Source organism: Sphingobacterium sp. ML3W (assembly GCF_000747525.1).
In the GTDB taxonomy this organism is placed as follows: Bacteria; Bacteroidota; Bacteroidia; order Sphingobacteriales; family Sphingobacteriaceae; genus Sphingobacterium.
Genome location: NZ_CP009278.1, coordinates 2,159,898 through 2,182,981, shown reverse-complemented (window position 1 = coordinate 2,182,981; position 23,084 = coordinate 2,159,898). Strand labels below are relative to the sequence as shown.

19 protein-coding genes are annotated in these 23,084 nt (G+C 36.0%); 3 read left to right on the top strand and 16 right to left on the bottom strand.

Annotation, left to right across the window (positions count from 1 at the left end; translation table 11 throughout):
- Positions 1-3: 3 nt before the first annotated feature.
- The 7 genes from KO02_RS09355 to KO02_RS09325 all read right to left on the bottom strand — a co-directional run bounded on the left by KO02_RS09355 (position 4) and on the right by KO02_RS09325 (position 8,193).
- Positions 4-1,308 (bottom strand): M16 family metallopeptidase, encoded by a 1,305-nt coding sequence (locus tag KO02_RS09355; protein ID WP_038697779.1) that lies wholly within the window; start codon positions 1,306-1,308, stop codon positions 4-6.
- Positions 1,298-2,551 carry a M16 family metallopeptidase gene (locus KO02_RS09350; protein WP_038697777.1) on the bottom strand — a complete coding sequence of 418 codons (1,254 nt, stop codon included), beginning with the start codon at positions 2,549-2,551 and terminating at the stop codon, positions 1,298-1,300. The genes KO02_RS09355 and KO02_RS09350 overlap by 11 nt, the downstream gene beginning before the upstream one ends.
- A 19-nt stretch (positions 2,552-2,570) precedes the next feature.
- The gene (hemF, locus tag KO02_RS09345) at positions 2,571-3,470 is read right to left on the bottom strand and encodes an oxygen-dependent coproporphyrinogen oxidase (RefSeq protein ID WP_038697775.1); all 900 of its coding nucleotides are present in this window, start codon (positions 3,468-3,470) and stop codon (positions 2,571-2,573) included.
- A gap of 6 nt (positions 3,471-3,476) precedes the next feature.
- Positions 3,477-4,481: an NAD(P)H-dependent glycerol-3-phosphate dehydrogenase gene (locus tag KO02_RS09340; RefSeq protein WP_038697773.1), complete on the bottom strand. Its 1,005-nt coding sequence runs from the start codon at positions 4,479-4,481 to the stop codon at positions 3,477-3,479.
- A gap of 283 nt (positions 4,482-4,764) precedes the next feature.
- On the bottom strand, positions 4,765-5,676 hold the full coding sequence (locus KO02_RS09335; protein WP_038697771.1) for an AraC family transcriptional regulator: 912 nt from the start codon (positions 5,674-5,676) through the stop codon (positions 4,765-4,767).
- A 244-nt stretch (positions 5,677-5,920) separates the two neighbouring features.
- Positions 5,921-7,045 carry an AraC family transcriptional regulator gene (locus tag KO02_RS09330; RefSeq protein WP_158500278.1) on the bottom strand — a complete coding sequence of 375 codons (1,125 nt, stop codon included), beginning with the start codon at positions 7,043-7,045 and terminating at the stop codon, positions 5,921-5,923.
- Between the two features lie 92 nt (positions 7,046-7,137).
- Positions 7,138-8,193 (bottom strand): sugar phosphate isomerase/epimerase family protein, encoded by a 1,056-nt coding sequence (locus KO02_RS09325; protein ID WP_038697769.1) that lies wholly within the window; start codon positions 8,191-8,193, stop codon positions 7,138-7,140.
- Positions 8,194-8,530: 337 nt separating this feature from the next.
- Between KO02_RS09325 and KO02_RS09320 the strand changes: the two genes are divergently transcribed.
- On the top strand, positions 8,531-9,901 hold the full coding sequence (locus tag KO02_RS09320) for a hypothetical protein (RefSeq protein WP_144243288.1): 1,371 nt from the start codon (positions 8,531-8,533) through the stop codon (positions 9,899-9,901).
- Positions 9,902-9,912: 11 nt separating this feature from the next.
- Positions 9,913-10,461: a DUF6705 family protein gene (locus tag KO02_RS09315; RefSeq protein WP_144243287.1), complete on the top strand. Its 549-nt coding sequence runs from the start codon at positions 9,913-9,915 to the stop codon at positions 10,459-10,461.
- 123 nt (positions 10,462-10,584) lie between these two features.
- Here the strand turns inward: KO02_RS09315 and KO02_RS09310 are convergent, their stop codons facing one another.
- The 6 genes from KO02_RS09310 to mobA form a co-directional block, all read right to left on the bottom strand.
- Positions 10,585-10,959, bottom strand: coding sequence for a hypothetical protein (locus tag KO02_RS09310; RefSeq protein ID WP_038702418.1), 375 nt, complete (start codon positions 10,957-10,959; stop codon positions 10,585-10,587).
- 378 nt (positions 10,960-11,337) lie between these two features.
- Positions 11,338-11,652 carry a hypothetical protein gene (locus KO02_RS09305; protein WP_038697763.1) on the bottom strand — a complete coding sequence of 105 codons (315 nt, stop codon included), beginning with the start codon at positions 11,650-11,652 and terminating at the stop codon, positions 11,338-11,340.
- A gap of 639 nt (positions 11,653-12,291) precedes the next feature.
- Positions 12,292-12,969 (bottom strand): hypothetical protein, encoded by a 678-nt coding sequence (locus tag KO02_RS09300; protein WP_038697761.1) that lies wholly within the window; start codon positions 12,967-12,969, stop codon positions 12,292-12,294.
- Position 12,970: 1 nt separating this feature from the next.
- Positions 12,971-16,990, bottom strand: a complete 4,020-nt coding sequence (locus tag KO02_RS09295) for an RHS repeat-associated core domain-containing protein (protein ID WP_051959842.1) — start codon at positions 16,988-16,990, stop codon at positions 12,971-12,973.
- A gap of 713 nt (positions 16,991-17,703) precedes the next feature.
- Complete coding sequence (mobB, locus tag KO02_RS09290) at positions 17,704-18,966, bottom strand: conjugal transfer protein MobB (protein ID WP_038697759.1); 1,263 nt, start codon at positions 18,964-18,966, stop codon at positions 17,704-17,706.
- Between the two features lie 4 nt (positions 18,967-18,970).
- A complete protein-coding gene (mobA, locus tag KO02_RS09285) occupies positions 18,971-19,405 on the bottom strand; it encodes a conjugal transfer protein MobA (protein ID WP_038702414.1) in 435 nt (144 codons plus the stop codon).
- Between the two features lie 549 nt (positions 19,406-19,954).
- Here mobA and KO02_RS09280 point away from each other — a divergent pair.
- The gene (locus KO02_RS09280; RefSeq protein ID WP_038697757.1) at positions 19,955-20,449 is read left to right on the top strand and encodes a DUF3408 domain-containing protein; all 495 of its coding nucleotides are present in this window, start codon (positions 19,955-19,957) and stop codon (positions 20,447-20,449) included.
- A 265-nt stretch (positions 20,450-20,714) separates the two neighbouring features.
- Here KO02_RS09280 and KO02_RS09275 read toward each other — a convergent pair whose 3' ends face one another.
- The 3 genes from KO02_RS09275 to KO02_RS09265 all read right to left on the bottom strand — a co-directional run bounded on the left by KO02_RS09275 (position 20,715) and on the right by KO02_RS09265 (position 23,019).
- Positions 20,715-21,302, bottom strand: a complete 588-nt coding sequence (locus KO02_RS09275; RefSeq protein WP_051959841.1) for an ASCH domain-containing protein — start codon at positions 21,300-21,302, stop codon at positions 20,715-20,717.
- A 2-nt stretch (positions 21,303-21,304) separates the two neighbouring features.
- Positions 21,305-22,159: an SDR family oxidoreductase gene (locus KO02_RS09270; RefSeq protein ID WP_038697755.1), complete on the bottom strand. Its 855-nt coding sequence runs from the start codon at positions 22,157-22,159 to the stop codon at positions 21,305-21,307.
- Between the two features lie 65 nt (positions 22,160-22,224).
- Positions 22,225-23,019, bottom strand: a complete 795-nt coding sequence (locus tag KO02_RS09265) for a helix-turn-helix domain-containing protein (RefSeq protein ID WP_038697753.1) — start codon at positions 23,017-23,019, stop codon at positions 22,225-22,227.
- Positions 23,020-23,084: the final 65 nt, after the last annotated feature.

The following is a 23,084-nucleotide window of genomic DNA, read 5'->3' as shown; positions in this document are numbered from 1 at the left end:
TAATTACAATTCAGAGACTAATACTGCTGTATCCATTTTTCCAACAACAATTTTAATCATCTGGTCGTAATCCAGATATTGTAAAGCAATTTCCCTTACTTTCTCGGGAGTCATGGCATTAATTTCTTTCATATAATGGTCATAATAAACCAAATCCATGTCAGAAAGCAATACATTCTTGAACTTATCTGCATGTGAAAAAATACTTTCCAAGGAACCCAACATAGATCCCGATAAGTAATTTTTTACTAAGTTCAATTCCTCCTCTGTCGCAAGTTCGGTTCTTAAGATAGCCATTTCTTTTTGAATTTCAACCAAAGTTGCATCCGTAGCCTCTACACCTACTTCCGTTGCAATCGTCATAAATCCAGCATATCTTAAAGTGCCAACCGCAGACCCAATACTGTAGGTATACCCCTTTTCCTCTCTGATGTTACGCATCAATCGCGAGCCGAAAAAACCACCAAACAGCGTATTGACAAATTGCAATGCTGGGTAGTCTACATGATTTCGACTGATACTTGGCATACCAATACGGATAGCAGACTGAATTGCATCAGCTTTTTCTTCATAGACCAACTGCCCTTTATCGGGTGTCAATGCCGGTGCTGATAAATGTACTGTTTGCGGAGAGATCCAATCACGGCCAAACTGTTGGCTCAACTCCTGAAGTAAGGCTTCAGAAACATTGCCAGAAACAATTAAGCGACAATTAGATGGTGAAAATTGTTTAAGATATAATGCTACTAAATCAGGTCTCGTTATCTGGTCGTACTCTTCTACTGAAGGGGTCTTCCCGTAACGATTCCCAGTCCCAAAAACATGCTTATAAAATGCTTTCCTTGCCAAATAATCATTCTTTTGCAGCGAAACCTGCAGTTTTTGTTTATTGTTGCGTAAGTAAGTATCGAGTTCTTTTTGGGGCAATGTCGACTCGGTCAGGATTTCTTTTATCAAAGGTAAGAGAACCGCGCTGTGCTTGTTGAGCGTATATAGCGTAAGTGATGTGATGTCAAAGCCATATTCTGGCATAAGAAAAGCACCATAAAAATCTACTTTATCCGCAATCTCAGCACTGCTATAATTTTTGGTTCCTTCTTTCAAAAGCGCACTTAATGAACTATTCAGCAATGGATTTTCATCCTCATTAAAGACATTATTAAAAATCCACTCTATCCTAACCAACTCTTGATCCGGCGAATGAAATACATAGACAGGCAATCCGTTCTCAAACGAAAGGACCTTAGGACTTTTTAAATGGATGTCACCAATAGGATTGGCAACAGGTGCTTCAGCTCTATTCAGCATGGGACACCTCCTTTGCTTTATAATACAATATCGACGCGTTTTCTTTTCTAAAAATTTCGTTTGCCTGTTGCTTAATATCATCCGACTGAACGGCTAAGTACTTGTCTGTTTCATTATTAAGGTCATCTGCATTACCCAATAGTTCATAGTAAGCTAGATTCATGGCCTTATCCAAAATCGAAAGTTCAGCAAATACATGCGTTGACTCGATTTTGTTTTTTACTTTTTCAAGCTCTTCCGCTGGTACTGGAATCGTTTTTAGGATATCCAATTCTTTCCAAATTGCTGCTTCTGCTTCTGCTAATGAGATTCCTTCAGAAGGTTTTCCTTCAATAATGAACATGTTGGGGTCGATACTGCCCATGACATAAGCATTTATTTCACTAAATAGCTCTTGATCTTTTACTAAACGACGATACAAACGTGAAGAAGAACCTCTAGAAAGTAGGTCGGACACCAAATCCATAGCGTGGTAATTTTCATCCATTCGTGCAGGAGCATGAAAAGACATGAATAATGCATCGAGTGGTACATCCGCTTCAACCACTTCCCTACGTTCTTGCATTTGAACCGGTTCCTGTGGCAAATTACGTAAGTATTTATTTCCTGCAGGAATGTCTGCAAACCATTTCTCAACAAGCGTTCTGATCTGATCGAACTTCACATCACCCGCAATGACCATAATTGCATTTTGAGGAGTATAGTGTTTTTTGAAAAAAGCTTTCACATCCGCCATCTTGGCATCTTCAATATGCTTGAGTTCCTTACCGATAGTCGCCCAACGGTATGGATGTACCTGATATGATAGCGGTCTTAATTTCAACCAGACATCACCATAGGGTTGATTGAGGTAGCGCTGCTTAAACTCCTCACAAACAACACTTCTTTGCGTTTCCAAACTCTGTTCTGAAAAAGAAAGACTCAGCATACGATCAGATTCCAACCAAAGAGCAGTTTCTAGATTTGAGGAGGGTAAAGTGATGTAGTAATTTGTGATATCATTACTTGTGAATGCATTGTTTTCTCCTCCTACACGCTGTAAGGGAGTGTCGTAATCCGGTATATTGACCGAACCACCAAACATCAAATGTTCAAATAAATGTGCAAATCCCGTTTGGTCCGGCGACTCATCGCGCGCACCCACATCGTATAATATATTGACACAGGCCATTGCTGTGTTGTTGTCCTCATGTACAAGTACACGGAGACCATTTTCTAGTACAAATTTCTGATATGAAACCATTCAGGTTGTTTAGATTAATTTATTGTATCCAATTGATATCCTTTCTCAACAAAGAGAGTGTTTTTTCTTCTTCCGATCCTTCTTCCGGATGAAAATCATAAGCCCAGTTCGCTTGCGGTGGTAGGCTCATTAAAATCGATTCGATGCGACCATTCGTTTCCAGACCAAATTTTGTACCTGAATCCCAGACCAGATTGAATTCCACATAACGCCCTCTACGCAAATATTGCCAGTTTTTATTATGGTCAGTATATGCTTTATGACGATTTCTATTGACCAATTCTGCATATGTGGGTGCAAAAGTGCGTCCCAGATCACAGGAGAATTCGAAAATTTCCTGAAAAGATAATCCAGTCTTTTCGGGGGTCAATTTATCATAAAAAACCCCACCTATACCGCGAGTTTCTTCGCGGTGACGGACGTAAAAATAATCATCTGCCCATTTTTTAAAATCTTTATAAAAATCAGGATGATGCACATCGCATACATTTTTCATCTGCTGATGAAAAAACTGCGCGTCCTCTTCAATTACATAGTGCGGGGTCAGATCGATACCTCCACCAAACCAACGAATCTGCTCATTCAATTCAAAATACCGAATATTCATGTGAATGATGGGCACAAAAGGATTATTGGGATGGATTACGATGGAAACTCCAGCTGCAAAAAAATCATCTTCATCAACCCCAAAAGACTTTTTGATTACCGCAGGTAATTTACCATGGACAGCAGAAAAATTGACACCACCTTTTTCAAAAATATGACCATTTTGAATGATTCTGGTCCGGCCACCACCTCCACCATCTCGTTCCCAAATTTCTTCTACAAATTTTGCTGTACCATCTAACTTTTCCAACGCTTGACATATTTCGTCTTGAATTGTTTTATAGGCTTCAGCTATCTTTAATCTATCGATCATCACGGATTAACTTAATTTTTCAGCCAGTTGGCTTATGATTGTTGCAGCAGATTTATGCTGATATAAGATTTGGTATACGGCCTCACAAATCGGCAATTCGATTTGATGTTTACGCATATAATGTTGGATACAAGCCGATGCATAATACCCTTCGGCAACCATATTCATTTCGAGTTGGGCAGATTGCACACTATAACCTTTACCGATCATGGCTCCAAACGTTCTATTTCGGCTAAACTGCGAATAAGCAGTTACCAATAGATCGCCCAGATAAGCAGATTTGTTGATATCACGATTTGGGTTCGGATCAATAGTCTCTACATAAGTTTCCATCTCACGGATTGCATTGGAAATCAAAACAGCCTGAAAATTATCACCATAACCTAGCGAATGGCAGATGCCTCCAGCTAATGCATAGATATTTTTCAATACTGCTCCATATTCAATACCATAGACATCATCCGAGATAATTGTCTTGATATAACGGCATTCAAGTAAGGCAGCTATCCTTTCGGCATTCTTTTGCGATTTCGAACCAAAAGTCAAATACGACAACTTTTCCAACGAGACCTCCTCCGCATGGCATGGTCCACCAACTACTAAAATATCCGCTAACGGGATATCATATACTTGTTGCAGGTAATCACCGATAATCAGATTTTCATCCGGAACGATACCCTTTATGGCGGAAACAATTATTTTACCTTTAAGATCTTCTTTAGTGACATCTTTCATAGCAGCTTTTAGATAAGCCGCAGGTGTATTTAAAATGATGATATTTGATACCTGAATAATTTTCCTAGCATCAGTCGAAATATTGTCTGTGTCTAATTTTACTTCGACAGCACTTAAATAACTTGGATTTTTTTTATGCTTTTTGATATAGTCGACATCCTCTTGTTTACGGACCCACCAATGTACATCCTTTTCAACAACGTTGTCACCCAGCATTTTAATCATTGCTGTAGCCCAACTACCACTACCAATAAGCCCTACTCTATTTTTTTGCATTAAATTTTGTTACTAGACAGTTTGAGCAAACTTAGATAAATTTACGTTGATATAAAAGTGAATTGATCGTTCTCTCACCAACCTTTGCTAATTTTTATATTGCAGGAATCTACTTGATGATATAAAAATAAACACATATCCCTAACTCACACAGCGGGTATCCCATTTGAAAATACACTATTTTTTCAAAAATCGCAAGTTATCTATAGAATCATATTGTCATCAACAGCTGAATGCAGGTCTAAGCTAACGAGGCGGCAATCACCATAATATGAACTTAGGCTTATATCGTTATACAATCCGATGACCTAACTTGCCTTACATAATGGTAAGCATTAATATAAGCTTTTGGGGACTGCCCGATTACACTTTTAAAAGCCCGATTAAAATTGGTTAGGCTATTAAAACCTACTTGATATGCAACACCCGAAATACTATCTTTATGTTTTCCGGTCAATAAACTTTTGCAAGCATCATTAATCCTAATTTCATTCAGAAAGGTTACGAAGGTATTTCCAGTACGCTTTTTAAAGTAGCGACAAAAAGCCTGTGGAGTCATATAAGCTTCGTTCGCTACATCATCCAATGTAATATGATTATTATAATTGTCCATGATGTAATTGATAATATTATCAAACTTGACATCCTCATTCCTCGAAAGATCAGAGGCATATACATGGGAACAAAGCGGTAGTGCAACACTTGAAATTTCCTGGAGGCGAACCAAAAGCGAAATAAGCTTAATGACAACTTCCACACCACTAGATTCGTGTACCGATAATAGTATAGTCGCTATTTCATCTGCGTATTGATTGGGCACCTGAAATCCCTCTTTGCTATTATTCAAAAATGAACTTAATCTATCCATTTCGGGAAGATTGAACAAACCGGATAATTTACCCGAAAGGTTTAGGTATAACGAGCAGGCCATAATTTGATGATGTCCAACCGTATTGAAATATTCATGATTAGATTTAAATACATGTGGCACATTAGCACCAATAAGGAAAACATCTCCAGCACGAAAAGGATGCATTTTGTTTCCGACTAGTAAGGTTCCTTCTCCCTGCTCCACCCAAGTAATCTGATATTCACTATGACGGTGCATGTGCTGGTAAAAATGTGGTAATACAACGCGTTCTGTCATCATACTCTTACCATCAGGCATAAGCAAAGTAAATGGAAGTACCTTCATCTTAATAGTTCTTATTGGTGGTTTAAAGTTTTGGTTTATACTTTTTTAATAGCAACATTCCCACATTTTTCTTGTTTATATTATTTATCGGGCTATAGTTACACCGATAAAGAGATTACAAAAAAATGCAGTAGTAATGTTAAATGTAATACTAAATATCATTCAACATGTTTAATATATACCGTTGTTAAATATTGAACATGTTTAATCTGCAATAAGACATCAACATAGCACAAAAAAAACTTTAAGAGACACTCAATAATGATGATTTTACGGCAAATTCCTTACTAAACCTTACTCTATATTCACTTGGACTACATTTAAATCTCTTTTTAAATGCAGTGGCAAAGTATTGCGAACTTGTAAAACCACAGTCATAACAAAGGTCGGTGACGTTTTCTTCTTCCCTATCGATTAACATTTTTGCCGCAGCCTCCAGCCTGATATTGATGAGGTAATTAATTGGAGTCATATTCGTGAGATGCTTACAATATTTCGACAGACTTGTTTTTCCAAGACCACAGTGTTCTGCCATATCTTCAAGTGTCCAAGATTTTACAAAATCACTGCGCAAATGATTCAAGAAAATCTCAACAGTTCTTAGATTATAGGTAAGCGATTGGTCGAATTCAATATGACCTCGCTTGAAGAGGTTTAGAATTTCAAGTAATAGACTATTGATTAAAATTTTAAGTTTAGAATGTTGTATTTCAATTTCCGCAAGATCCAAACATTTTCCAATTTCCAAGAAGCACTCCTGTATTTTTTTATCAGATTGCCAGACCAGGTCATCATTCTCCCTTAAGATTTTGGTCAGGTATTCCAGGTCTTCTTTTGAAAGAATGATCCAATCGGGCCATACCCATTCTTGATGGGGCTGTCTTACTCCAACATCTATGATGATCCAATATTGCTTCCCTACCGTCACTTTCGGATTTCCTACTTTATGCAATTGCCAAGGTTTGGTTATCGTTAAACTACCGGGATGAAGATGGACAGTTTCTTTCTCTGTCGAAAAATATAAATTACCCGACTCCATGAAAGAAAATTCAATTCCTTCATTCCTGTGCCAATCTAACCCCCAATTTTGGTCCATTTTAGCGTCCCAATACCCCATACTATAGATACCTGGTAAAACCGTATCTGGTAATTCTTGCCCAGGATAATCAAATCTACTTAGACCTTTCATGCCAACAGCACCGATCTGCGAAGCGTAAATGAGTTGTTCGCACCGATCTGGTTTATAATACTCGTAAAAATTCTTTACTTGTTTCTTTTTCATCAATAAATCTAATTGGCTTTGCTCCTCTATTATCGCAATTATTTGACCAGTACTACTCAACTTCAACGATAAGATTGAATAGATCATCCTTAAAAGGAGACCCATCAACATGAATCAATATAAAAAAGAGTGTCTACTTGTTCAAGCGGACACTCCGTATCTAAATTTCCTAAAACCGGCTAGGTTAAACCAATTAATTTACGATTATAAGCTTCATCACTTCCTGTTGAGGCAAAATCATCGAAAGCCTTATCTGTTACATGAATGATATGATCAGCTATAAATTTCGCTCCTTCAATTGCCCCGTCTTCAGGATGCTTAATAGCACATTCCCATTCCATCACTGCCCAGCCTTTGTAATCGTAGGCAGCTAGTTTACTGAATATGGATTTAAAATCTACCTGTCCATCACCCAACGAACGAAAACGCCCAGCACGATCCACCCAATTGGAATAACCACCATATACCCCCTGTTTACCCGTTGGGTTAAACTCGGCATCCTTTACATGAAACATTTTTATACGTTCATGATAGTGGTCTATATAGGATAAATAATCCATCGCTTGTAATACAAAGTGTGATGGGTCATATAGCAAACAAGCTCTTGCATGATTGTTTACTTTTTCAAGAAAACGTTCATAACTAACACCGTCATGCAAATCTTCTCCCGGGTGTATTTCATAACATAAATCAACCCCGTACTCTTCATACACGTTTAAGATCGGAAGCCAACGCTTTGCCAATTCCGTAAAACCTGTCTCTACCAATCCTGCAGGGCGTTGTGGCCAAGGATAAACGGTGTGCCAAAGTAGTGCCCCACTAAAAGTCGCAGCAGCAGTTAAACCTAAATGCTGCGAAGCTTTTGCCGCAAACTTCACTTGTTCTACGGCCCATTCTGTTCTTGCTTTAGGATTATTATGATACTTTTCTGGAGCAAACCCATCAAACTGATCATTATAGACAGGATGCACGGCCACGAGTTGACCTTGTAAATGCGTACTCAGCTCTGTAATCTCTAACCCGTAACTATTAACGATTCCTTTAATCTCTTGTGCATAGTCCTTGCTTTCCGCTGCTAACTGCAGGTCAAAGTAATGACTAGCCCAAGTGGGTATTTGGATTCCTTTAAAACCGATACTTTGTGCCCATTGACAAATAGATTCTAAATTATTAAATGGAGGTTCATCTCCTAAAAATTGTGCTAAAAATATTCCCGGTCCTTTAAGTGTTTGCATCTTTTAATTTTTTTATTTTAAAGTTTTCAGAGAAAAACCGTATCGCTTGAATACTAGGCTTTTATAAAGAATATCGAAGAAGACAGGTAACGATTTGGTAACGGTTCTTATTGCTTTGTATTTCAACATGTTTCCATTAGCTCTATAGCAAATATACAAATTATTATTTACCCTTAACAGGAAATTTTACCCATTTGCCAAATATCCTCCGAGCCTAATGGAAATTACGGTAAAACCGTAAATGCTTGATTACAAATAGTATTTGAGCTGTAATGTCTTTGTTTTTTTATTTTTTTGTTATACTTATGCATAATGATATGAATAATTAAATATTATTATGAGAATAAAAATTTACTACTACTTATTGATGTTTCTGTGTATTATTTATAGTTGTAGCCATTACGACAATGGATTAGAAGGGCTCAATAAATCAAATTCTAATGGCATTACTACAGTAACTGTAGAGGAAGCCAAAGCTTACCTTAATAACAATGAACTTTTCAAAACAGGTGAAAAAGGCAAAGGTGACACAATTCCGCTATCTACAAATTTTGTAACACTATTTCAAGATCAAATTAATCACGAACCATTGATTAATAGCGATCAGAAGATGACTGTAATTCCTGCAGTAATTGCCTATCCAAAATACTATAGTAGAGTAGTATTATTTAGATTAGAAGATCGGATTATCGCACGTGTTTTTAATATGAAACGGGATCAGAGCAGTACTGATAAAAACTTTACTGGAGTAATTCTTATTACAGATTTAGAAGGGAATTTTTCTAGTGCATATAATGTAAAAGATGGTAGTATCACGCATTACTTAGTTTATAAAATAAGAGAACAAAACAATAAAGGTGTTGTTGGATTTATACCGGATGATCCCATTGATGGAGGAATACTAGATCCTGTAAAGGTAGATGGAAGCAGTTCTTCTGGACAAGGAGGCATTAGAGATGTATGGTTAGCTTATGGACCACAAACAGGAAGTGGTGCAAATTCTTCTAATTCTGGAAGCTGGCATTATGGTGGTGGCAGTAGCGGTGCGGGAACGAACAACCCTGAGGAAGCAGCGACCAACCCCTGTAAAGAAATGAAAAAGAAAGCTGATGATGCAGAGTTTAAAGGGAAACTGAATGAAATAAGTGAAAACTTAAATCTAAATTATGAAACAGGATATTTAATGACTACAAATGGAACTTCTACTGCGTACGAAGCTATTGAAGGTGATCCCAATAAACATGAAATAGAACTTTCACCAACTAATCCTATTAGTGGATATATGCATACTCATGTAGTAGGAGATTCTAAAACTGGTTATTCCACATTTTCAATGGCTGATGTAAAAGCAATTTATGACATCTATAAAGCGAATAAAATGCAAGATCATGCTTCTTTTGTAGCGGGAGTGGTATCAACTCATGGAACCTCTTATACATTGATGATTAATGATATATCTTCTTTAATTTCGTTTGGAGCAACCTATTTAAGTACAGATAGTGATTTTTATACAATGGAAAATTTATATGACAAAGCATTTGAAGCAGTTTACCCAGTTTTTATGCCAGAAATTAAAGCTCGTGAATTTGCATTACTAAGTATATTAGAAGGCTCTGGGCTGAAATTAATGAAAGGAAATTCTGATTTTAGCCAGTGGGGTGTTGTAAATCAAGTAGGAATGAATATTAATATTAGTAATTGTAATTAATAAAAATGGATATGAAAAAATATATAAGTTTAATGTTGTTGTTGTTATGTGTTTGTTTTTTACAAGCACAAGAAAAGATTGTAATACTTAAAAAAGGAGCGAAACTTCCAGGATTAGAAAAAGGGACTTATTATAAAACCCCAGAAGCCACCGAAAATGGAAAATCCTTTGAAGGGTTTTGGGAATATAAAAATGGAACTGAAAATTTAAAACTAAAAATTGGTATTAAAAAGGTTTTCATGCCTAAATTAGAGTTTTATATAGATAAGTTGACATTAGAATATTTTTATGACAACGGAGATAGTAATATAATCTCAAATGATAGCGAGGATAACTTTTTAAAATCTGGAAGTGCTATTAGTGGAACTAAAGCTCATTTTATGTGTTATGATATGGTTAAGAAGAAGAATTTCTATATAGATTTAGAATTATTGAATAATAATCAAATAAAAATGGCATTAACAAATGTACCTGGTGGTATTAGGATTAATCCAACTACGAAAACAGATTTTACTTTTTCACTTCCTACGGATATAATTTTAACGAAGCAGAATTTATAATAAGGGACTGTCCCACCAAGTCTGTAAATAAAAAATATGGAGTTCAGTTATATTTCTTATAACTGGACTTTTTAAAAAAAAGTTAAGAACTGATTTTAGCTTACACACTTTAAGAGACAGTGCCTATGGTAAAAAATAAGATACATTTAAGGCTAGACTTTTTATTTCAGAACTTTTTAAAAAATAATTAAAAATCTCCTCAGAAGATTCTAATTTATACCTTGTAATCATATAACCCAACGTTGAAATTATACATTGATTCATTTTTATGTTTTCAGGGTGTTTATCTGCAATAGCAAGCAAAGTTTTAGCTAAAGTTTTATCTGATAAAGCTTCATCATACCAAAATGATACTTCATCTCGTGGTTTTTTTTCAAATTCCTTAACTATTTGAAAAAGCTCTTCTTCTTTATAAGATTTCCAATTTTCTATTTGAGTTTTTAACTCCAGAATAATATCCAATTTTTTTTTTGTTTTTGGGCTGATTATTTTCTCCATATTATTGACATATTATTTTACCTTTTACATCTACAACCATTAAGCCTGTTTTACTAAAGACTTCCCATTTTGGTAGACTTACCTGTTTATGGTGAGTCTTCAAATAGTATTTACTACTAATATGTGAATTTTAAAGTAAGTTGTTAATTCTTCCTAAGCCATCATATTCAAATGCTACTTTCGCTCCATCGGGTCTTTCAACCTGTTTTAGCATTCCATGGGACTGTTCCAGTGCGAAGTGAGGAACAGAAACGGAGAGAGGAACGAACGACTGGAATGAGACCGCTTTTTTGTGTTCTTATCAGTTTTTTAATTTTCGTTTTAAACAAAAAAACCGAGCTGTTATGCTCGTTTTTTTGTTGTATTCTGTTTGATGATTTACAACCATCTATTAGTGCCTAAATTATCATAGAATAAATTTAACTCTTTATTACTAATAATTTTATTTTCGAATAAGTAATCAATGATTTCTTTAGCAATTTCCTGATCTTCAGCACAACCTGTTGCTTTAGCCAATACAAGTAATGCTTTTTCAACTATAATGGAATTGTTTTTTGAATTCATTATAACTTCCTTTAATTGATTTTTAAGCATCTTATTATAATTATAATCGTCAATATCACCATCAAATGACATTTTATAATATTGAGAAATTAAATTCTCAATATTTTCTATTTTTTGAAAATCATCCATCTTATTTACAAATTTTATAAGCACCTGCTGGTATTGTACGTTCGATTAATACTTCTGCATCTTTTGTAGACTATCTTAATGCTGGCGTTTCTAGTTGTTTACCTTTCTGTGGATCAATTCCGCTTGACATATCAAAAACTTTAGATGGATCGAGTTTATCAGTATCAATTTCAATTATTGTACTCGCACTCGTTTTCCCCCTCTTAGGATTTGGTTTACCATAAAAATCGGCAGTTCCTTTTTTGTTTGTAGTCGGTATATACTGGGTTTGCAGACTTCCGTCATCAATATGTTGTTGTATTGTATGTGTAGCAGTAATATCTTTTGGATTAAATTACCTGCCCAGCTTTGGCACTTGCTTCTTGTGCTCCATTCAATGCTCTATATACAATTATTAATCCAAACGGATCTATTTGACAATTTACATCATTGACGTATGAATAAAGAATTAATGATTTTATCGGGCATGGTTTTTATTCATCCTTATTTTAAGTTCTTTAACATTCATTTCTCCAGTCAAAGCAGCACCAAATTCATAAACTTCTTTTATTTAGTTGATTAGATTTTCTCATTTTCGCCTATTTTCTCTTCCTATTTTGGAGCGGAAAGAGATTAATTGGTCGGCTTTTAGCCAACTAATTAATTTTCTAATACACCTTCTTTTATTCTATATCCTGTAATATTTTCTCTCTTAAATTCTTCTATGATTTTTGGTGAAAAAAATATTCCTTCAACAGTTTTAATAACATCATAAATCAATTTTTCTTTTAGTACTAATTTTACAGGAACATAATCTCCTACCACATTGTCAGCATTTTCATAATTTTCAAGAGTTTTAAAAAAAAATTCCCTATTCTGTGAATGCTCATAAAAACTACTTCGTGTAAAATCAAAGGTCGATTTCTCTAACATAGGAAAACCAATTAAATAATAGTTCTGATTATAAGTATCAATCTTTGCAGGTATTTTATTGTGTATAGGTAATTTATATTTTGAAATAATATCATAAACCTTTTTAGTAACTAAAAATTGTATTCCGTGTTCGTAAGGTGCAAAAGCCATAAAATCCAATTGTTTAATTCTTTTCCCAATTGAAAAAAATGTAATTGTACTCAATAATGACGTATCTAATGGTACATAGCTATTCAAAAGTATTCTGCTTCTGTTTTTTCTGTTTTCAGTACAATAGTCTTTCCAAACCTTTTTATCTTCTAGAGAAACAAAAGAATATTTCTCTTTGATTTCTACGGAATATACACCATTTCTACTTCCTGTAGTTGTAGGTTCAGTGTCTGTATCAGTTTTGTAAAAATTCATTTTAATGACATTTTATTTTATTTTTCAAATGAAGTCCTTCTTTAAAGTAGGTATTCAAGTTTTTACCAGATTTCAGGGCATTATCTATATGTCCTAACATTTCATTTTGTAACTTTCTAATGCTTTTTAAGTTTAAATTATTTTTATCAATCAATTTTTGAACTTTGTCTTTCACATATTCATTATACTTTGGGTGGTTTCCGTGAAAAGGTTTATCTAAATCAATTAAATTAGATATATCTTTAGCTTTTTTGGAAACATTTTGAACATAATCTTTTATGTTTTTTAAATCATTTTTAAAGACTTTATAAACTTCTTGTGAAATTATATGGTGTAAATCCAAACCAAATGGATCAATCTGCGTGTTACTATCATATACATACGCATAAACAGTGGGATTACCTCCAGCCAATCCAATAGGATCTTGACTCAAATACATTCCAGAATTTGGATTATAATACCTATACCTATTATAATGCAATCCTGTTTCTATATCTTCATATTTCCCTTGAAAACGGAATGGAATAAAAGAACTTGCACCTTCAATATTACGTCTTTTACCATAAATATCCAACTCCATTTCCCAGACTTTTTCGCCCTTTTCATCAAATGCCTGGCAAGGTGTTCCTAAATAATCGGTTACTATAGAGTATTTTTGATTTCCAATAATTTTGGCCGTAGGTTTAAATGTGCCTTCTTCAAAAACCCAGGTGATACAATCGGAAGTAATTGATTCTGGTTGATCTTGCTGCAAAAATCCAATATCATCTACAATCCATTCGGGGCGATTCTCCACTGCATAATTCCATTCATGTAACGGGGTATTTCCATCCCAGACAAAACGGGTAATATTCTTTTCGACAATTTTAGCTGTTCTTCTTCCTAAGGCATCATATTCAAATGTTACTTTCGTTCCATTGGGTCTTTCAACCTGCTTTAGCATTCCATTTCCCTGCCACTGGTATTTCCAGCTTTCTTTTCCTGTTTTCTCAATGAGATTTCCTTCTGCATCATAGCAGTAGAAAAAATCCTTGTCCCGTATTAATCTTCCTCCTTCTGCATATTGCTTATCTTTGCGCTCTTTGGTTTCAAATAGATTCCCTACCTCATCTGGTAATTTATAATCATATTGTCCATCTTCATATTTTGCCCAGGCTAAGTTTCCAAAAGCATCATATGCATAATCGGTTTGTCCTTGTGTAAGTTCATTAAACATTTTCCACAAGCGGTTATTGGCACTCCAACTATATCGGCGATGGCGAACCGTTCCTTTTTCTGTTTTTACCTGATGTACAATAGGATGTCCCCCTGTATCATATTCCCAGTTGCTCTGTATTGCTCCACTCATGGTGCGGCTGATTTCCTGCCCCAATTTATTATATTGCATCTGCATTCTCCATGAATTTTCTAAATCCTTGGTTCCTGCTTGAGTTGCAATCAGATTGCCCAACGTATCGTATTCATGTTGGATATCAGCCCCTAAACTACTGGTTACTGCTGTCCGTTGTCCATTGCGATTGTATCTGCTCTGTACCTGATGTTCGCCCTGCTGATCTTCAATGATTCTACCCATTGCATTTCGTTTGAGCTGCACAGAAATTTGCTCATTGACCGCCCCAACCAACAGACCTCGTTTATCATAACTATAAGTTTCCCAACTCTGATCATAATATTCAGAACGTATAATCTGTCCCCTGAGGTTATATTCATATTCCGTCCACCGCTCGTCCGGTCGCTGGATACGAATTACTTTTCCCGCACGATCTCTATGATAACCTTTCTTCAAACCATCGAATCCAATTTCTTCTACCACATCTCCATTTCCATTTCTCTTAAACTGGTACAGTTCTAGGTGTTCATTTTGGATATGTATCAATTCTTCATTTTTATTGTAGGTGAATTGCACTTTCGTTCCGTTTTCTTCACGCACCTTTAGATTACCCATTGGGGTATATTCAAAACGCACATCGTGATGATTATTTCGCGCATGGATCACCTCATCATAAGCATTGTACTGTAATTGTACAGAACTATTATCCGCATGAATGATCTGAGTAACACGCCCCAAAGCATCATAACTAAACTTCTGAGTATCGCCCAATGGATCTGTTGACCTGTCGACTTCCCCACGATCGTTATAAACCCATGTCGCTACTTTTGTCTGGGCTAAGAACATCTTAGTTAAATTATGCTGATCATCATATTCTAAACGGGTTCTGCGTTTGCTGACATCCCGAATCTCGCAGACTAATCCCTGATCATTATATTGAAAAGCTGTTATCCCTTTATCGGGTGCAACAGTACTTCCCAACAATCCTGATTCATCATAATTCCATATCCTACTATTTCCTTCCGGATCATTGGCAATAATTAATCGGTCATTTTCATCATAGACGTAAGTATATCGGGTACTATCAGGCTGAATTACAGAAGTTAAATTCCCTTTGTCATCATAGGTATAGCCGGTTAAATTTCCTTCCTCATCAATTTCTCTATACAACTCGAACATATCCGTATATTCAAAAAACTTTGAATTACCTAAAGCATCCTGAATCTGGGTACACAAAAAGTCCTCATTGTAATAGTATAGACTTTCATTTCCCAAAGCATCTGTAATCACATTGTATCCTAATTCGGGATAATAAGCCAAACGTCCTTCTAAAACGCCACCATCTCCCCATGTATGGATACAACGGCCTTGTTTATCGTATTCCCAATAAAAAGTCTGCCCATTGCGATCTGTTTTAGAACCCATCAGATGATTATCGTATGTAATTGTTGTAGCCTGTTCTAAAGCATCCAAAATCGCAATTAAATCTCCTTCTTTGTCATATCGGTATCCTACTAACAGTTCTTTTCCTTTTTTGGTAATTAGATATACTGCTGTAATGCGTTTTGATCCATCTAGATCAAAAGCTAACTCCCTATTTCCACTATCTGTTATTCCTGTAAATACTCCTGTCACATAATGTAAACAAATGGCTAATCCTGCCACATTACTGATTTTAGTAGCCACACATCTTGCATCTGTAACGGCATCATAATGGTAGGTTAATTGATCTGTATGATGGTATACCGTATAATTATTTCCAATTCTTTTTAAGGTCAATCGTTCCATTCGGTGGTAAAATTCCTGCTCATCTTCTAAAAGCGGAAATCCAACACTACGTCCATCTGCAAGCATAACACCAATAAAACTATCATTATAATGAATTTCTAAATCAAGACTGTAACTGAAATGGCAGCCATGCCCCAATTGATGATCGTAGGATGCATCCGAGTTCCAGATGCGTGTCCAAATTAATGGTATAGGACCCGGCAACTCAAAATCTACGGTCTCATAAAAAACAATTCCCTGTATTAAATCTACGGGTTCAAATCCATGTTTACATAAAAAATTGCTCAGTCGATTTGGGCCCTTGGCGGCTTTTTTAGCCAGCTTATTTAACTTTTTTAGCATGGAGCTAAGTACTTTTCCTAAACCTTTCATTAAAACCCCAAAACCCAATCCTGCTGCTAGGTTGATAAAAATCCCCATTAAATCCGGAACATAGGGCCCTGCAATATTTACAGGATTACCGGTGGGTATCGGCAGGCTCATACTGGTTGGTGCGAACAATGACGGAACTGGTTTCCACCATTTTTTACCTGGTGATAAACTCAATGGAATACCGATATCATTACAGGTCATTTCCATATACCCTTTTGGACTGATACGTCTTCCTTCCATATAGGCATCTTTACTCCCAAAGAAATTCATTGATTCATGTCCAATTACAGGAGTCATTGCAAATGGCCCTGTGAATAAAGGAATGTGTACAAAAGTTATGATTCTTCCTCCGGTATCTGTTACACCCCGTGGGATACCGTTTACATTTACAGAAGATCCAATAAACGGGATATAATCCATTGGGTCAATAACAATCCCAATATAAGGGTGTATCGGATTAAAAGGAGGCAATGTATTGAAATGGAGATCAATACCAATTACAGGTGTAAAATGATTATTTGTTAACAACATAACCGTTTTCTTTTTTAAGATTCACTTTCTTTTTTCTCCGGTATGAGACCTTGACATTCTATAGACCAGCTCGCTACATATACAGTTGCTATTTCTATTTTATTTAATGAAATAATAAATTCTTTTGGTTAAAGGTTAGTCTATACAAAATGACTGTATACATTCCACTTTGTAAACAGCATAAACCGTAAAGAATCAAATGGTTTTAACCACCTCGGTATGCTAAATTTAGTTTTTTTATCACAACTTACTACTTAATTTTCATTTTTTTTTAGTTTTATTTACACTTGTAAGTGTAAGGCTACAAGGTGTTTGCATTCATTTCGCGTACAGCCTAATAAAACAAACAGGCTATTTAACTGACCCTATCTTCTGACTAAATAACAGTAGGATATAAGGACTTGTAGGGAATAGCTCTAGAATCGATTAACGAAACAAGTGGCTATTTCGGCTACTCACTTCCATAAAGTTTATGTGGTTCGTTTAATGGACGAAGTTCTATAATGTCATTTTCCATACTCCGTAATTCTTGGGCGTAATTATCAAAACCGAACTTGTTACCTCAATCTAAAATCTTCTTAAATGACCCATCTGATTTATTAAGAACTTTCCAAATATATTCTTCTTTGTCGCAAAGGACTACCAGTTAATTACATATTTTTTTGTTAGTTTGCTTTGTTGTCAGCTTCTTCTGTTATCCATAACAGGCATTTTTATAATCTTCTCTGGGACTTCTTTTTCTTCATCCGATTAGCAAACTGTTCTTCTTCGTAATCCTCGCCTTGTGCATTGGGTAACAGGGTAAACAATCCCAAATCGGTATTAGGCGAATGTTCCTGTGAGAGAAGCTCAAAAAGGTGTTTTGTAGGTAGGTTGTCTATTTCATTTGCTTTAGAAACGGGGTTATCTTGTATCTTCAATTCGGGTTTATTTCCATTGTTCCACCAATCGTTAAACATATTTGCCGATAAGTTTCTGTCTAATTGTGAGCCGTTCCAAACGGCTCGACCTTCGTGGTCAATAAAAGTCATACCGTAAATTCGTCCTTCAATATTACGTCTTACAACTGTATTAATACCCTGTTCTGTAAGTTGCTTTCTAAAATCCGTTTCATTGTTTGTCGTGTGCATAGCCAATTCAACGGTATTCTTTAGTACAGACCTTGCAGGGTTGTTTTTCATTTTTTCTTTGGGCTGTTCAAAGCGTTTTTGCAGTTGTGCCACGCCTGTATCTTTTCCGAAAAGTGATGCTTTGAACGGATTGCTTACCTTGTTTCCGTTCTCGTCCAATGCCACATAAACCAAACCGTTTACGGTCTGACCGTTCCGCTCGCCTTTGACTTCTTCCGCTGTGATGTTGAAAAGAGATAGTAAAGCATTGTAACTACCCATAGTAGAAAAGTTATAATACTTTGGTAAATGCCGTACTACCGAAGCAATCTGACTTTTGATGTCGCCATTCTTATGATTTACAGGCTTGAAAACTTTGTTGAATTGTTTCTGCTCTTGCTCGGTGGCTTTGTTCAGGCTATATTTAGTTTCCAAATCCCTACAGATTGCCATTGAGCGTGGGTGGTCGTAATCATCTGGGATTTTCTTGCCGTCAATTCCCACGCAGGTCGAAACGATATGGATATGTGTACGGTCTATATCCGTATGCTTGAAAACAATATAGGGCTGATTGCCGTAGCCCATACGTTCCATATACTCTTCAGCCATCTTCGTAAACTGCTCATCGCTAACTTTGTCTTTCGGGTCGGGGTTCAATGAAATGTGCCGAACCGTCTTTTCCGTTTTGATATTGGCAGACAGGTACGGCTCAAAACACTTGTTAAAATATTGGGTGGAATACCTGCCGTTCATTGTGTCGGGTATCTTGTTCAGCAACAAAACTGCTCCATTCTCATTATCCACTTTCTGCTGATTGTACAAAATCGCTCCGTACATATTACTTCCCTTTCCGATTTTTGCAATCATAATTTTACTCTTTATTCAGATATTTCTTTTCAAATTCATCGGTAAGAATTAAAACCTTTAGCAATAATTCTTTCATTTCAGCGGTCTCCTTTTCCAATTTAAAGAGGTATGCAGATGCTTTTTTATCCGAAAAATTGGTATTCAAAAGCTTTACAATCTGATTGTAATTGGTTGCTATTCCTCTGAACTGACCGAAAAATTGGGTCAATTCTGCGTGGTATTCTATCGCATCCATATCAATTTTGACAGTCTTAACCGTCTTCTGAAAGATACAAGCCGTAATAAAATGAGCCGTTACTTTCATTTCTGATTGGTCAAAAAGGGCAAGAAACTTTGCATTATCTTCTTCATTTAGGTTAATGGAATACCGATTGACCGCAGGATCGTTCTTCGGTTTTCTTCCTGTCTTTTTAATCTGTTTTCTGTTCATTTCTTCCATAATAAAATCCATTTTAATTTTTAAACAAACGGGCGACTTCGGAGCCGTTTCCAGCCCCCTGCAAGGGCAAGTGCTTTTGCGGTGCCGAAATTCATTTCGAGTACCTCAAAAGATAACTTGCTCTGAACAGGAGTTCAGAAAATCCGTTTTGCAAACGGATTGGAGTTAGCAGGGAAAACCCATCGCTACCGATTGCAAATTTCGGCAAGACTATTTGAATAACAGCTATTTACAATCACGACAATGAACGCCAAATGCTACCTTTGAGTGCCATATCAACATAGACTGGGACTGCTTTTGCTTTCTTTGTATATGGCTAGCTGGCTGATTGTTTATATCCTTAACTATGTAACCAATCAGCATAAATCCTGACAGCAAATCTGCGTGATTGAATGCAGACGAATTACAGATTTTTAAGTCAATGAACTAGCCAATTAAGGGTATGCAGGTGCTTAGGTAGATAGGTAGTTACATAGGTACTAAAGTATATACAGCTGATTGCTTAGTTAACCAAACAGCTAATTGGATATAATATTAAAAATAAGAGATATGATACACGAAGAAAACAAAAATCAGCAACCCGAAAAAGAGGATTTCTCTATTGAAAATTTCCTAACTGATGAAAAGAAACAACCTTTGACGGAACAACAGGCAGTAACACATCGGGAAGATTTTGACAAACCCGAAGTAGATGAGGAAGCTATTATGCGTGTAATGGCAGGCGAAGAAACTTCGGAAACTGAAACGGAACATACAAAAACACCTGCGAGCAATACAAGAAAGATGACTTACAAGCCAAAGAAGCTGACCAAAGAGGACTACTGCGGGCAGTTCTTTAAAATCCCGAACAGTACTGCAAGCAGGGGTAAATCGGTGTATGTACGACAGGAACACCACGAAACATTTAACAGGCTAACCAATATTATGGGCATCGACAAACTGACGATTTATGCGTATCTGGACAACATTATCGAATACCATTTTCAGAAGTTCGGTGAATTGATTAGGGAAATCTATAACGAGAAACACAAACCGTTATTCTGATAACTATACGTGGTGGGTGGTACATTTCTCTCTCTTAAAATTATTTTCCAAAAGAAAAAAACAGAAAAAAAAGAAAGCCATTTTAACAAGGCGGACAGACGGAAAAACCAAAAGGAAACGGAATAAGTCCCGAAGGGTGGCAGGACAACAAAAAAACTCGGCGAAGCCACCTTAATTTTGTCCTGCCATTATGCCGTAGTCTTTTGGTTGGGTGGTGCGGTGGGTGTACGCCTTATCTTTGCTACCTTTTTATTCTTTTTTTGGATTATTTTCCAAAATATTGCTTACGTAAATATTCGTTGCCTAATGGCGAAAGCTCATAACCTACATTGTGGCTTATCGTTAATCCTAAATTTTTAAGTTTTCGGATATTCAGCTTCAACCACTCTTTTTCAAATCCTGTCAATTTTGCAATACCTATGGCGTGTAAGTTAGGATTATCTTTTATGGTTAATAGAACTTTGTTTGTCCAATAACCTTGTTTACTGTAATTGTCCAACCGCTCTAACTTCTTTTTTAAAACTGTAAACCCTTGTTCTGATAGTTGCATTTTTTCTCTCAACTTAATTCGTGGGTCTGCGGAATGATAGCTGACGGATATTTTGAAAATCGTTCCTTTGCTGTTGGGAGTAAATGATTTTAGTAATTGTTGCTTATCTGTAAAACCTGCCTGTATTGCGTCTTGTTCGGTTATATCATTTTCACTTATGGTTTCAATTTTACCGATTTCAACCAAGCCGACAGAGGTATGTAAAAGACTTCCACATTTTACAGAAGACTTTTGCCACTTACGGAATGCAAATGTGATTTTCCCCGATTTGATGCCTTGCAGGTGTACTTTCTTAAAAAGCATAATTACAAACCTTTTATATATCCGTTCAGATCTAATGACCTTCTGCCAAGCAATTTTTCAATCGTATTATCTATATAGGAAAATTCGCCCGATTTAATCCCATTTGCCATACTGACCAATAAATCGACCACTTCAACAGGCATTTGGTAGCTAGTCAATTCTTTTCTAAATAATTCTTCTGAAATATCCGTATGTTGTATAGTTATGCCCTTTTCTGTATGGATTAACTGTGACAATTCAGCAAATGAATAAGCTTTATTACCTGTTATTTCATAGATTTGATTATCGTGTGTACTTTCTGTCAGTACGTTTGCAATAGCTTCTGCAATATCCGCTCTGGAAACAAAACTTATCTTTCCCTCGCCTGACGGATAACGGATTTCGCCTGTTTGCAACGCATCTCCAATAAGTTCGGGAATGGCTTCCATATACATACTGTTTCTGAAAAACGAATAAGGTATTTTTGTTTCTTTTATTAATTCTTCCGTTTCGTATGATGTTTTAGTCCCTTCAAATATACTGTTGGCTTGGGTCTGAACCATACTTGTATAAACAATGCGTTTTACATTGCATTCTACCAATGCAGTTACCACATTTTTTTCCTGCCGTTTGGCTGTTTTCACGTCTACTCCGATAGTGGAGATATGCAAGGCATTTTCCACACCTTTGAATGCCTGCAAAAGTGTGTCATAGTCATTGTAGTCGGCTTGTCTGACAATAATGCCCTGCTCTCTAAAATCATTTATCGTTTCGGGGTTTCTGACAATGGCAACAATGTCTGTAGGTGCGACTTCCTGCAATAAAAATTGAATAGTTGCTCTGCCTAAGTTTCCGTTTGCTCCTGTAATGGCTATCATAAATCTTTTTTTGAAGCAAAGTTATTAGGCTTGTTTTCGACAAAATTGGATAAAACCGACAATATCTAAACTTTCCATTCTGGAAAATTCGAAACTATCTCATTGGCATGGATCTTGAATTTCTTTGGACTTGTTCCTGCAAATTCTTTAAAGTCCCTGATGAAATGAGATTGGTCAAAATAATCACTTTGATAAGCGATGTCGGTCAACTTGTCAAATTGGGTTTGTCGTATGATTTCTAAGGCAGATTGAAAGCGACCTATTCTCGAAAACAACTTGGGCGAGATGCCAATATACTGTTTGAAATATCGCTCCAATGAACGTTCGGATATTTTAAGCTCATTTTGTACATACTGCAAACTCATTCCTTTTTCCAGTTGTGCAATTGCAAAATTTGGTTTTTCACTATTGATATTTGTTCGTTGCACCTGTAGCAATAAGAATGTTGAGAGTAATTTTATCTTTTCATCAGTGCTTGCAGTATTTGAAATCTGCTCGGTTATAGTAGTTTTCAGTATGTCGTTTATGTCAATATGCTGGTTTGTCAGTTCGTTTGCATCTATTCCGAAGATTGATTTAAGTGCGCTCGGCTGAAAATAAATCCCAATATTTTGGAAGCTGTTTATTGCTATTTGTTCTGTATACCTTGTGGTTTGTCCATATAGGAATAATTGTGGTAATTCCTGAGTGTTCTTGTCTCGAAATGCCTCTTTGTTGGTTTGAAAAATAAGACCTGGCATACCGTCTGACATTATCTTGAACATTTTTTCAGAAAAATCCAGAATATTACCCTCCAATATCCAAAAGTAGCGAACGTACTTTCGCAATGGCTCTGTAGGATATATTTTCTGATAGTTCATTTTGTCTGATTGTCGTTATTTGTATAGTTTATAAAAATACAAAATTAATTATAAGGTACGCTTTT